Genomic DNA, 13,272 nt, shown 5'->3' with positions numbered 1-13,272 from the left:
CACGAATGTTGTTAAATCAACGTTTCGTGGCTTTATCTAGCCCAATTCTCTGCATAAATAGCTCCTCTAAATGTTCACAAGATGTTTCTGACAGAACATCTTGAATAGCTCCATTCATAAGCACTCTTCCATTATGTAAGAGAAGTATATCATCAGCTAGCTCCTCTGCGAATGACAATAAATGCGTTGAAAAAAGTACCGTTTTACCTTGTTCTTTTTGTTCTTGTAAAATTTGTTTTAGCTCAGCAATCCACAGTATATCCAAACCATTTGTCGGTTCATCCATAATAAGTAACTGTTCTTTACCTAATAAGCTTTGTGCCAAATTTAAACGCTGGCGCATCCCTTTTGAAAATTGGCTCACTCTTTGCTTACGAAAATCCCACAGTCCTACTCGTTTCAACACTTTTTCACGCTCTTTTGCTGACTCCTTTTTCAAACTGCCTAGTAATTGTAAAATTTCCTCAGCAGTGAGTGCTGGGGGAAAATTCACATCATCTGGCATATAACGAATAGAAGGCACACTAGCCCAATGAAGTTCTCCGCCATTTGGCTGTTCTTCACCAATGAGTAATCGGATTAACGTACTTTTTCCTGCACCATTACCACCAGCTAACGCAATAATACGTCCTTCACTTAAGGTAAAAGACGCATCTAACAAGCCTTGATGCTCGGAATATTTTTTTACTAAAGACTTACCTTCTACAATCATACTTGGTCCCCCTTTCTACGTAATAAAAACCCAGCAAACAATAAAGGCAATACGATCCAACAAATCGTTACTAGGACATATACAACAAGACCTGCCAGCGAGCTATAAAATTCAGTGAATTCATAAAAAGAAGGACCAAGAACTGAATGTTGTCCAGAAAAGATGAAATAGCCAAAACGAATCCATTCGGCTGGATTTAAATGAATCATTACAATTGTTAACTTTTGTAAAGTATGACCAGCTACTACTGTACCCACTGCCATTAACGCATAAGACAACAGTAACAATGCAAATGACCAAGCTAGAAGCGACAACGCTAACGCATGTAGACGACTTTTGGCCACAACCCCGCAAACAATCGCTAACGCTGAAAAAATTAGGATTGTTACACTGGATAAGCCAACGAAGACAAGTGGCAAATGAACTTGACCTGCTAAACTACTCATGCCTAATACAATGCTAAAAGCCAATAGTAAAATGAGCATGAAGGATAATAGTAGTGCCACATACTTCCCAAAAATATAATTCTTTATTGTCATTGGATATGTTTTTAATAATGAGAACCAGCCTGATTCCAAATCATTCGCTATCCCCATACTTCCAATTGTTAAGATGAACAGAGGCAATAGGAATAGGAGTAAATTTAAGAAGCTAGCTGTTTGTCTGGTGAAATTATTCATATCAGGTAAAGCAATTTGCTGTATTATCGATATCGCTGCGAAGACAAAAACAAATAATACAGCCACTAGTTGCATCCAACGACTTCGGAGCATTTGCTTCCATTCAAGACGTATGAAAAGTCCGTTAATCAATGATGGACACCCCATTTAAATGAATCTAAATCAGAGTAGCTCAGCAATTGCCCTTTGCCTACTTTATCGATATATTGTTGTGCTGAATCTTTAGATTCAAAGGCAATGACGCCATATGACATCGGTGTCCAAATATCTTTGTCATACACGTATGAAGCTGTTTTAACATCGACCCAATTCTTTTCGCCCTCATCTTTGATAAAGGCTTTACCAACATCGCCTTTGTTCAGATTCTTCATATATTCAATCAAACAACCTAGATCATCAAACATTTCATAGTCCCCATTCGATAAGGCAATTTGTCCGGCATATTCTTCATGCACAATACTCATATTGCACACCTTACAGACATCCGTTTCACTAACGATTCCACGCGGTTTAAAGTCTTTATTACTACAAGCTTGTAATAATAAGACTGCAGCTAATAAGACAACTAACCCTCTTTTCTTCATACACTTGCTTCCTTTCTCCATAACCATAATCCGAGCACTAGTCCTGTAAGACCGGTAACTACTTGCCACAGTTGTATATTCCCTTCAGTTGTCGCTTTTTGAGCACTATACATCATCGGTTCTTTATCTACTAATTGCTCAGTTTCTATTGCATTCGTTTGGCGATCCATTTTATTTAATAGCACTACACTTGGTGATTCGATGAAATATTGATAACTGGGCTTGCGCACCATCCATTGCCCAAAGCTTTGCAATGCCACATAAGGACTATCACCAATACCATTGTCGTCAAAATCTATGCCATCATAATCATCGTAGTAATTTTGAGAAATGCTACTACTGGTTCCATCGGACCGTAAATTAACAATATTACCCACAAAGTCATTTGCATATACGGTGTTCTCCTTGTTAGAACGAAGGAGTTCAATTGCGGTTTGATTCATCTGGAATGTATTATACTCCACCGTTGAAGTCGCTAGTTTTTGTGTAGATAGGGCTGTTCTATTATTCTGGAAATTGTTATAAAGAACGTCGATATTTTTTGCTTCAAACAGCACCATTCCAGAACCATTCAAGCCATTTTGCTCTGTCACATGATTGTTTTGTAACTGCGCATCTTCCGTCATCATGAGCATAATACCCGTCACATTTTGATTGAAATCGTTCTGTTCGGCAAGTGCATCTTCAGTATACATAAAGTGGATGCCATAACGACTATTTTTAATAGCGTTATCTGTCAGTTTGATTGCCTGAGCCTTTTCAATATAAAAACCATCCTGTACGTCTTGCACTTTGTTATTTGAAATAGTTAAATCGTTACTGTTAAACACATCCAGACCATTTCCTTTTTTCGAATAATGCCCATTAATTCCTTTAATTTTTAAATTATTTACTACCACGTGCTTAGAATTATAAATTTGTACACCGCTCCAAACATTTTGAAGCTGTACATTGTGTAAATTTACTTGCGAAGTATTTTTCACGACAATGCCTACATGGGCATCGGCAATATTAATATTTTCTAACGTTACATTTTGCACATTTTCAATCTTCATTAATGATTCTTTCCCATTGCCCTCTAGCATGGTATGTTTGGAACCCCTTAATGTAATTGGTTTTGTAATATTAATCTGTCCTGTATAAACACCATCCTCAAGTAATAGCACGCTACCGGCTGGTGTCCCATCGATTTGTTCCTGTAAAGTTAGCTGATCTGCTTTAGCAGGCATTGCGAAAATGAGCCATAACAAAACAAAATAGTATAGTATTGTACACAGATGTTTCATCTTTCCACCTCCATTTAACAACAAAAAGGCTAGAGTCTCCTCCAGCCCTTTATGCATACGGTTAGTGACTATCCTCTGATTTCATGTCCATATCCATCGATTCACTATCTCCTGATTCTGAATCCATATCCATATTCTTCGATTTACTAGAATGACGATCTTTCATTTTCTTGTAACGATCATTTGAAACTTTATCAACATCTGACAGCGCTACTACTTTTGAGCTATCATTTCCTGCGATAAAGATATCCGCACTTTCTTGATCTTTGAAATAGGCGTAACCATAATTCATTGGTGTTTTAATGTCCGCTTTCACAATAACGGCATCCTCTAGTTTTAACCAATCTTTTGAATTATTATCACGTACAAACTTTTCTAACTCTAATCCATCTTTACGTTCTTGATTTAGCATACAACCCACATCATCAAAGAAAACACCTGATCCATCTTCTTTAATGCCTTGTGCTGAAAATGCTCCCATTTCATGATCCATTTCATAAACTTTCATATTGCAAAATTCACATACCGTATCTTTTGTTGGTTCATGCAAATGATCTTCTACTGCATTGGTAGTAGTTTCAGAATCCACAGTGCTTTGTTTTGTTGATATACTTTCTGATGTGGTACTTTTACCTGTAGTTTTATTGTCTTCTTGACCACATGCACCAAGTAGGGCTGCCGCAATGACAACTGTTAAGGCTAATTGTTTTTTCATATTTTATTCTCTCCCTCCAATTAGAGATAATTTTACAAGATAAATGTGAAATAAGATGAAAATAAATATGTATAATATGGGAATTTTTATTTTGGCAACATCAATAGTTTTTCAAATTCTTTTCAATAACTCTTTCGTTAGCGTCTTAACAACCCCCGATGTTTTATCACTCTTACATCCTATCTACGCTTAAATGTCCCCTGTTCCGGTTCCTATACAAAAAAGAACGTCATTCAATAGCCTTTTTTGTTAAACTAATCTGCCCCGTTAGTTGAATAAAAAAAGAGCTGTCTGAACAGCTCAAAGATCTTCTACTAAAGCCCCCGCTAGTTCAAGAAAGGAAAAAAGAATTACCTATGCAACTTAATAATCTTTAACCACAGCACCCCTTGACATACTAAGAATTTTATTTTCAATCCACAGTTAGTGGGAGAAGGAATTATAGAAATCCAACGAGAATATGTTAATAAACCAATTATTAAAATAAAGTTAAAAGAATAATTTGATGAAGTGTGGTGTAATTATTGAAAATAGAGAAATATGAAATGAAAACATCAAAAGGGAAGTTACAATATAATATTAGTGGAAATGGTAAACCAAATATAGTTTTAATCAATGGTGGGGCAGGTCCTATTGAAGGTTGGATGAAAATACTAACGGAAATTTCAGAATATTTTACTGTATTTTCTTATAATCGGTTTGGAGTTGGTGGCAGTGATAAACCAAACGAATCACAAGATGGTACAACGATAGTAAAAACTCTTCATGAAGCACTTACTATAGCGGGGATTGAACCTCCATTATTATTAGTTGGACATTCATTAGGCGGATTATATGTAAATTTGTTTGCTCGACTTTATCCGAACGAGGTAGCTGGAATAGTTTTTTTAGAATCTAGCCATCCTAAAGATTTAAGCCTAAATGAATACCAAGGTAATACAGTAAAAACTATAAACAAATTGTTCAAAATGTTTGATTCGTTGTCTTCACATAAACAATTTGATGAAGTTAATTATGTGAAAGATACTGTGAATCAAATACAACAAATAAAGATTTTTCCCGAAATACCTGTATTTATTGTTACAGGTGGAAAGGAAAATCGAATGATACCAGAGGAAGTTCGAACAAAACGAGTAGAGAATCAATTGGAATATCTTTCATTGTCTAAAAATAGCAAACATATTGTCGCTGAAAAAAGCGGACATTTTCCTCAATTAACAGAGCCTACAGTCGTCATAAATACTATCAAAGATTGTGCAAAACAGATTAATTCAAAGGATAATCAATAATTTTGATGATTAAAGATAATATCAGCTTGTATTACATGTAATTTAGTAAAAGTCTTTTATATTCCATTCCTCTCGTTCTTATCTTACAATTTTTGTTTAATACACTTTAAATGTTCAAATGCGACTTAAAAACTCCCCTTCTCTTCTTCAACTAACCAGCCCCTTTAGTTGAAGAAGAAAAAAGAGCTGTCTGAACAGCTCCAAGATCTTCTACTAAAGCACCCGTCAGTTTAATAGCAAATGATTACAACCCGCTATTTCTCCCAAAGCTCGATCAGTCGACCTTCAGGATCTTTAATCCAAATAAACTTTCCAAATTCACTAATCTCTTTTTTCTTTACAAGAGGTACACCAATATGTTCAAGATGCTTAATAGTCTCGTTTATATCATGTACTTGGAAATTTAACATCACTTGTTGTTCTGTCGGAAAATAACTGTCATTTTCGGTAAAGAAAGAAAAGATAGTCTCATTTCCTAATTGGGGTTTAATCACAGTCCCATTCCAATTTTCTATTTCAATCTTCAACACTTCACTGTACCATTTTTTTATAACCTCAAGGTCCTTAGTTCTCCAAAATATTCCTCCAAAACCTTTTATCATCGTATCTAACTCCTGTCCGTCTTTAAATTTTTTGTTTTTCGATTATTGTTAAGTTCCTTCTTCAACTAAACTGCTGCTTTAGTAAAAACACCCCTTATGTCTATAATTCTATTAAGTTGGCAATAATTCCTTTACTTTTAAATGTAAAAGTAAGCAACATCTTAAAGGCGTTGCTCTACTTGACTAAATCCCCCGTTAGCTTAAGTACAATTATTTACAATCTCTTCTAATTCAAGAAAAAACTATACTATTTATTTTAAAAATGTATCGCACATCCATTCATAAAATTCTTCCTTCTCCTCAAATTGTGGATAATGAGCCGATTGCTCAAAAGCAATAAATTCTTTTTTATTAGCTTCAATCATATCAAAATATTTTTTTGCTTGATTTGATGTAGTCATATAATCATGTTTACCCATGACAAAATAAAAAGGTAATTCAAGTTTCTTTACGATAGTTGGTAATGGATTTTTAAATATATCCTCTACCAAAACCTTTTGAGAATAGGACACCCCACAGTTATAACGGATTAGATCTAATAAGTTATACTCGCTACTGAGTAATATACCTAAGTTATCTCCATCGGGGTTATCAATGAGTCTTACACTTCCGTCATATTTCATAACAGAATTTCGTGGGGTAAACATGTCACCCTTTTCAATTTTTTCAGTTAACCCTTGTAAATACAAAACATCATCCGTATTGCCAGCTTTTCGAGCCTGATTTATAACGTAGTTCAAACTTTCAATCTCGCTTTCTACTTGATTACTCATCTGTCCAATACCAATATACGCTTCATACTTATTAGGAGCTTTATGAGCAGCCTGCGTGCCAATATATGTACCATAAGAATGACCAATTAGTATTACCTTTTCTTTTCCGAGCCGTTCTGATATATAATCCGTCAAAGCCAATAAGTCCTCCACCAGTAAGTCTGAAGAAAGATTAGAATAGTCCTCAAAAAAATGATAAGATTTTCCACTTGCTCGTTGATCGTAATTAACAACCGTAAATTTAGTTTCCAGTAAGTCTTGGTATTTTTCTGCATATGGTATTTCCGAACACCCAGGTCCTCCATGTACAAAAATAATAACAGGATTGTCCTTATCAGTGCCACGTATCATTATTTCATGATTACTTCCATTTATCTCTACTTGTTCTAATGCACTTATACTGTTATCACCTTTTATATGCGAAGTCCAAGTAGGGCAAAAAAGTGCAATGATTAGTCCTATTATAATAATGGCTCCGATATATTTTATTAGCTTCTTTATGGTTTTCATCTGTTCTTCCCTTTCTTCTCATTTTTTTGTAAGTTGAATTGTCGAATCTTTATTTACGTCTTCTCCAACTTCATCAAAAATACATACTGTATTGATTTGAGCATGCTTTTTGACCTCTATTATTAATTTCATTTCCAGACGTGTTGATTAACTGATTTTCACCATTACTATTAAAGTAGAAAGTTGATTTCCCTAACTAACATGCCTGTTTCATTTCATATTTCTACTCTACAGATGAAAGGTCATATACTGTAGTGTCAATAAGTCATTAATAAGTCATAACTATTTAAAAAAAATGACTAATTATGACGATTGGCTATAATCTAATAGGCGATACACGTAAGCTTTTTTGAATGGTGGACCTTATGAATTGCCCATGAAGTAAACAAATTCAAAATAACGTTTCAGTTCGTTGCGATTAAAAAAGAGTGAAGACAAAGTTAATTTAACTTTGTCTTCACTCTCTTACTTCAATATTTCTTATCTTCTATAAGACTCTCTTCTATTGCTTTCATAATAGCTGAGGATCTGTTTTTTACATTTAATTTCGAATAAATGTTAGAGACATAATTTTTCACAGTTCCGACTGAAAGAAACATCTTTTCTGAAATGTCTTTATTGGATAATCTTTGAGTTAAACATTTTAATACTTTTAATTCTTGATTATTTAATTCATATGGGTTTTTCATAGAGTTATGGTCAAGTTGTTTCGAGTGTTCGTTTTTAGTTGATTGTATCTGACCAAACACCTCTTTTGCTAATTGTTGAGGAATGAGGGAACCTCCGTGATACACCATTTTAATTCCCTGAACCAAAAATTCAGGATCAACAGCCTTTAATATGTAACCCTCTGCACCAGCATTTAAGGCATTCAAAACGTGTGTAACATCTTGAAAAGTAGTAAGTATAATAATTTTTATATTGGGCCATCGTTTTTTAATTTCTTCTGTCGCCTTTACACCATCCATCACCGGCATTTGAATATCCATTAGAAGAATATCAATATTTTCCCTTTCACATAAAGCAATGGCCTTCTCTCCATTTTCCGCAGTTCCAATAATCTCAATGTCAGAAATGCTTTCAATCACAATTTTTAAGCTCTTTCTTAAAATCTCTTGATCTTCGACGATTGCCGCTTTTATCATGATAATGACACTTCCTTTGCCGTAGGTATGTGACACGTTATCCTCATACCAGCATTCAATTTCGAATAAAATTCCACTGTACCTGCCAATGCCGATATTCGATCTTTCATTGAACGTAAGCCAAACCCTAAATGCAATTCACTAAAGCCCATTCCATTATCTTCAATGAGAACAATCAATTCTTTTTGATTAAACGAAATAGTTACATTAATAATGGTAGCCTGCCCATGTTTTTTCGCATTTGTAAGCCCTTCTTGTATACAACGAATAATGGCAAACTTTATCCTTTCGCCGACTTTGGTCGCTTCTCCTTCTACAATCAGTTTTATATCCGTTGATGTATGTTTCATAAAATCAACAATCAATTCTTGTACAGATTCAATAAGTGTTTGATGAGTCATGGGCGACATCTGGTGAATTGTCTTTCTCACATCATGCAATCCATCTCGTGCTAAATCCGAAATCTCTTTTATATTTTTTTCTGCTTCTATTTTATCTGCCCGATATAGAAAAGGAAGAGCATCTAAACTCGTTATGACTGATGTGAAAATATGGCCTACTGTATCATGCAAATCTTGTGAAACTCTATTTCGTTCTTCCTTAATCGTCAGTTCCTCAATCTTTTTTGAGTAATATTCCAAGTCCTCGTTTTTTTCCTCAATAGAAGCAATTAACGTTTTATTGGCGTTATTGACAATGGTCATCCTTCCTAAACATAACCCGATACCATAAAAAATAGTTGTATCAATGAAGCGAGCAAAGAAACCCTCATCAGCGAAGAGATCGCCGGCCAATGTGCCAGCAAAAAAAATAGAAATATATAAGAAAGGTCCTAACCAAATTAACGGCTTCACTTGACAAGCATAAGCTACAGTAAGCATAGGCAAGAATAGAAAACCGTAAGTCTCTGATATTTCATATTGGATCGATAGGTAAATAAACGCTGAACCCGTTAGCAATACCTCGGCAAATACATACTTTGGGAATTTTATAAGCCCGGGCCTATAAAATAGGTGAGGTATTATGTATAAACTAATAGCCCACAAAAGTAAAATCCACTTGTTCAAACCTGTCGTACCTATGAATATCACGTAGCCAATATTCGTAATCCATATTGTACGAATGAGAAATAGAACATAGTCCAACCAATGCCATTTCCTTTGATCCATTACTGCTCTCATACTTTTATATCCCCCAACTACGGCGTCTATTTCATCGTTCCTAAAACTACTTCGCCATTCTCTTTCGTATAATTGATTATGTTTAGTTTATCTTCAAGGGAGAAACTAGTATAGTTTTTCTTTAAAGCTTCCAGGCATGATAATCATATTTTTCCATCCAAAAAGTAATCTCTTCAGTACTTTTTTTGAGAAATTTAGTGCGCCGTTACTAGAATAAAAAAAGAGCTGCCAGAACAGTTCAATGCTCTTCTTCTAAAGTACCCCCGTTAGTTTAGGTATTAATCCTTCACGGTCTCATATTTCATAAGCGCTTTCAGCTGTTTCATTACCGAATGAACTGTTAATCTGTGAAATGAGATAAGTTTCCCCTTGAAAACGACTGAAAATATTCCATAAGGAGTTGGGGATAACTCCATCAGTTCTTCTCTACTTTTCAAATCAATGATTTTGACATCTATACCTAATTCATTTGCACCCATAATTATATTTTCAGTTGCGACTTCTACGTAAGGACATTGAAAGGAGCGTAGTATAGTAAGGTTTTCAAATTTATTAATTCTTTCATCCCAATTAGCAGGAAAGACTGGTAGTAAGCTGCTATTTTCAAACTGATAAACAAGTAATTCAAAATTATAAGGTGCTGTATCTACCAGTTTAAAATGATTCTTTAAAAAGATATCCTTACTTGGTGTCCAAGAAGTTTCAGGATTTGTAACCACTACTACACCTCGCTTAGAATGGCTTTTTGCATCTTGAAGACATTTATTAATCAGTTTAGTCCCGTATCCTTTTCCAGTTTGACTTACCCATAGACAATGGATTACCAAATAATTATTAGCGTGAACCACCCTAGAGGAAAACTCTGCGTCAGTATATTCAATAAAACCTACTTGTTTTTTATTTTCTAGTAATTGAATATACTTTAAACCTCTCTCAAAACTTTCGTTTAGCCACTTATTTTTGTTTATGTATCCAAGTGATTTTTTTTTACTTCTAAGACAATAACTCCCCATTCCTTCGAGAATTTCGGTATCTAGTTCAACCATTTGGAAATCTCCCAAAGAAATCCCTCCTTTTTTCTATATATATATCTATTTCTATTTGTTTTATTATTTCTCCATTGTTATTTCCTTCTTCCACTAACCTGCCCATTTAGTTGACAAAGAAAAGAGAGCCATTTAAACAACTCAAAGATCTTCTCCTGCCACGTTAGTGCAATAAGAACCTGGTCTATTTAATATGAACGTACTGGTGAAATAAGATGAAGATAAGAAGAATTGTCAATAGGTTCAATTAAGACTGGCCTCATTGAACCACCGAAACTTATTCTGATTTCTTCTTCTTTTATTACTTTTAAGGCGTCCATTAAAAAGCTTCCATCAATTGAAATACTTAAATTGGTCTCACCATTAATCATTTTAATATTTTGAGTTTCTTCTATTTTCCCTATTTCTGATGAGTTTGAGGAAATTCTTATTTTTGTATCATTTTTAATTTCTAAATGAACATTGTTATTTTTCCATTCGCTTGCAAAAAGACAAGCTCTATCAATACCCTTTAATAGCTGGTTTGTGTTGAGAGTAATTATTGTCTTCGAATCATTTGGCAATAATCCTGAAATGTTAGGATAATTACCATCAATTAACCTTGAAAAAAGTGAGCTAGTATTTGATTTAAATACAATATAGCTATCTGTTACAAATATATGTATGACACCAGTTTCCTTATCAATCAACTTGATAAGCTCATTTAAGCTTGTACTTGGAACAATGAATGAACCACTTACATTTGATTCTACTGCAAGCTCTCTTAACCCTAAACGATGGGAATTTGTTGCAACACACGAAAGGTGGTTATCTTTGAATGACATATTTACGCCTGTCAAGACAGGTTTAGATTCACTCTTTGAGACTGCAAATACAGTTTGTTTAATAATATCTATTAATTCAACACTGGGGATTTTAATGAATTTAACTTCTTCAATTTGAGGAAGACTTGGGTATTCTTCAGCATTAAATCCGTATACTTTGGTCACAATTTCATCGGATTGAATGGTAACTAATTGTTTTTCGCTTACTTTTATATGTATTTTATCTGGTAGTTTCTTAACAATTTCACTTAAATGTTTTGCAGAAATAACAACACTACCCTCGTGATAAACTTCCAATACTTTTACACCATCAATCGTTAAAGGAATAACTTTTTCAATAACAATATCAGAATTGCTGCCGACAAGGATTATACAATTATTATTAGCAGTTATCTTAATACCTGACAAAATAGGAAAAGGTGTTTTTAATGAGACTGCTTTATTAACATCTGAAATTGCTTTGTTAAAACATTTATTATCTATTATAAATTCCATAATAAAATCCACCTCATTTTAATCGTTAGTGAACTATTTCGACAAAATACCTGAAATTCCCTTTTTATTATTCAACTATACTGCCTCGTTAATGTAGTACATTTCTTCACAATCTTTATAATAAATTTAACATACATTTCCAATGAAAAATCACCTCAACCTAAATCTGAAGAGGTGAGATGATTTTAAGCAAACTTTATTTTTTATAAAACTAAACTACACTTACTTTTATTAGCTTTATCTAGACATCGCTTTAGAGAATTAACCTTATTTCAATTCGATTCTTGATTCGGGAGTTTTGGAATCATTAATGCCTCTTTTGGTAGCTCAATGAAGGCTTTTATATGCTTAAATACTATTAACTCTTTTCCTGCATATAAACTTCTTCATAAGGCTGAACAATGACAAAACCGTCTCCTTCAAACCTCATTTGGATCGATTCTCCACTACCTCTTCCAATGAAAGTTTTTAGTGAAACATCCGTTTGAAATTCTGGTTGAAGGTTCCCCGACCACGCTACAGTTGCATTTGGATCTGTAATAATTGGTTTCCCAGGTGTTACACGTAATGTGAGTGGTTCATAGTGGACTGTAATGGCAATCATACCAGTCCCTTCGCACCGAACATTAAACAAACCACCTGCCATCATACCTGCTACTTTTCTCATAAGCTTGATATTGTGATTGATAGAGGGTTCGAATGCAAGTAGATCATTTCCATTTACATAAATTGCTTCGTTCTGTAAATAAAGAATTATGATTTTTTTCCCACTGTCAGCAAGATATAACTTTCCTTGCCCATTTGCTTTCATGAGGGCAGCACCTTCACCAGTCAAAGCCTTTTTGAACATAGCCCCGATTCCATGTTCTAAAATACCTTCTCGCTCAAACTTTATCTTTCCATTGTAAGCGACCATTGAACCTGCCTTTGCCCAAACGAGTCCATCAAGATTTACCTCCAGCAAACGAGGCGTCTCTAATTCAAAAAATCCTTCTCCTTTGTCCTCTTGCTCCGTATTTTTAACAAATTCAGTAATCGAGTATTTATTCATGCCACACAACCTTTCATTTTTTTACATATACGTAAAAATGTACACCTAGGTTTCAACTAATCCACCATTTTTAAAACATAGATGCATATATATAATAGTTATTAAACAAGGCTACACCTTTCACCTATCTCACAAATCAAATGTAATAAAGTCCATATTAACTGGTTCAATACCCCCTGCTCGGTTTATCCCTCCTGTTAAGAAGGTATGTCCCCTACCCCCAAAAAAATGCCAAATACACAATATCTTCTTCTTGAAGTAACCCGCCCCGTTAGTAAATAGGTGCCACCACTAAACAGAGTTATTTAACATATCACAAATATAAAGAAAAAAAGCCGCACCAAAAGACGGTTTTCTCCGACTTTTAGAACAGCCCATT

The 13,272-nt window shown here is 34.3% G+C and carries 13 protein-coding genes; 1 reads left to right on the top strand and 12 read right to left on the bottom strand.

Translation table 11 applies throughout. From position 1 onward, the window contains the following. Positions 1 to 16 precede the first annotated feature (16 nt). From MHH98_RS06890 to MHH98_RS06870, 5 genes are all read right to left on the bottom strand, one after another. A complete protein-coding gene (locus tag MHH98_RS06890) occupies positions 17 to 712 on the bottom strand; it encodes an ABC transporter ATP-binding protein (RefSeq protein ID WP_083669533.1) in 696 nt (231 codons plus the stop codon). After that, on the bottom strand, positions 709 to 1,524 hold the full coding sequence (locus MHH98_RS06885) for an ABC transporter permease (protein ID WP_340712335.1): 816 nt from the start codon (positions 1,522 to 1,524) through the stop codon (positions 709 to 711). The genes MHH98_RS06890 and MHH98_RS06885 overlap by 4 nt, the downstream gene beginning before the upstream one ends. Beyond that, positions 1,521 to 1,976 (bottom strand): nitrous oxide reductase accessory protein NosL, encoded by a 456-nt coding sequence (locus MHH98_RS06880; RefSeq protein ID WP_038186652.1) that lies wholly within the window; start codon positions 1,974 to 1,976, stop codon positions 1,521 to 1,523. Before MHH98_RS06880 ends, MHH98_RS06885 begins: the two co-directional genes overlap by 4 nt. Further along, the gene (locus tag MHH98_RS06875) at positions 1,973 to 3,262 is read right to left on the bottom strand and encodes a right-handed parallel beta-helix repeat-containing protein (protein WP_340712333.1); all 1,290 of its coding nucleotides are present in this window, start codon (positions 3,260 to 3,262) and stop codon (positions 1,973 to 1,975) included. Before MHH98_RS06875 ends, MHH98_RS06880 begins: the two co-directional genes overlap by 4 nt. A gap of 61 nt (positions 3,263 to 3,323) precedes the next feature. Next, the gene (locus MHH98_RS06870; RefSeq protein WP_340712331.1) at positions 3,324 to 3,977 is read right to left on the bottom strand and encodes a nitrous oxide reductase accessory protein NosL; all 654 of its coding nucleotides are present in this window, start codon (positions 3,975 to 3,977) and stop codon (positions 3,324 to 3,326) included. A gap of 545 nt (positions 3,978 to 4,522) precedes the next feature. On the opposite strand from MHH98_RS06870, the gene MHH98_RS06865 reads away from it, so the two are divergent. Continuing rightward, positions 4,523 to 5,266: an alpha/beta fold hydrolase gene (locus tag MHH98_RS06865; RefSeq protein ID WP_235175753.1), complete on the top strand. Its 744-nt coding sequence runs from the start codon at positions 4,523 to 4,525 to the stop codon at positions 5,264 to 5,266. A gap of 254 nt (positions 5,267 to 5,520) precedes the next feature. Here MHH98_RS06865 and MHH98_RS06860 read toward each other — a convergent pair whose 3' ends face one another. From MHH98_RS06860 to MHH98_RS06830, 7 genes are all read right to left on the bottom strand, one after another. Beyond that, positions 5,521 to 5,868 (bottom strand): VOC family protein, encoded by a 348-nt coding sequence (locus MHH98_RS06860; RefSeq protein WP_038186661.1) that lies wholly within the window; start codon positions 5,866 to 5,868, stop codon positions 5,521 to 5,523. Positions 5,869 to 6,119: 251 nt separating this feature from the next. Next, positions 6,120 to 7,151, bottom strand: coding sequence for an alpha/beta fold hydrolase (locus MHH98_RS06855; protein ID WP_340708826.1), 1,032 nt, complete (start codon positions 7,149 to 7,151; stop codon positions 6,120 to 6,122). Between the two features lie 470 nt (positions 7,152 to 7,621). Next, positions 7,622 to 8,296, bottom strand: a complete 675-nt coding sequence (locus MHH98_RS06850) for a response regulator transcription factor (protein WP_038186664.1) — start codon at positions 8,294 to 8,296, stop codon at positions 7,622 to 7,624. Continuing rightward, a complete protein-coding gene (locus MHH98_RS06845) occupies positions 8,293 to 9,477 on the bottom strand; it encodes a sensor histidine kinase (RefSeq protein ID WP_076064872.1) in 1,185 nt (394 codons plus the stop codon). The genes MHH98_RS06850 and MHH98_RS06845 overlap by 4 nt, the downstream gene beginning before the upstream one ends. A gap of 278 nt (positions 9,478 to 9,755) precedes the next feature. Continuing rightward, the gene (locus MHH98_RS06840; RefSeq protein ID WP_210402651.1) at positions 9,756 to 10,538 is read right to left on the bottom strand and encodes a GNAT family N-acetyltransferase; all 783 of its coding nucleotides are present in this window, start codon (positions 10,536 to 10,538) and stop codon (positions 9,756 to 9,758) included. Between the two features lie 173 nt (positions 10,539 to 10,711). Next, positions 10,712 to 11,842 (bottom strand): DNA polymerase III subunit beta, encoded by a 1,131-nt coding sequence (gene dnaN / locus MHH98_RS06835; RefSeq protein WP_340712329.1) that lies wholly within the window; start codon positions 11,840 to 11,842, stop codon positions 10,712 to 10,714. A gap of 358 nt (positions 11,843 to 12,200) precedes the next feature. Next, entirely contained in the window at positions 12,201 to 12,893 is a 693-nt protein-coding gene (locus MHH98_RS06830; RefSeq protein WP_038186669.1) for an AIM24 family protein, read from the bottom strand. Between the last annotated feature and the right edge of the window lie 379 nt (positions 12,894 to 13,272).

Origin of the sequence: Viridibacillus sp. FSL H8-0110 (assembly GCF_038003565.1) — a bacterium.
Classification (GTDB): Bacteria; Bacillota; Bacilli; order Bacillales_A; family Planococcaceae; genus Viridibacillus; species Viridibacillus arenosi.
This window is presented reverse-complemented; position numbering and strand designations above follow the sequence as displayed.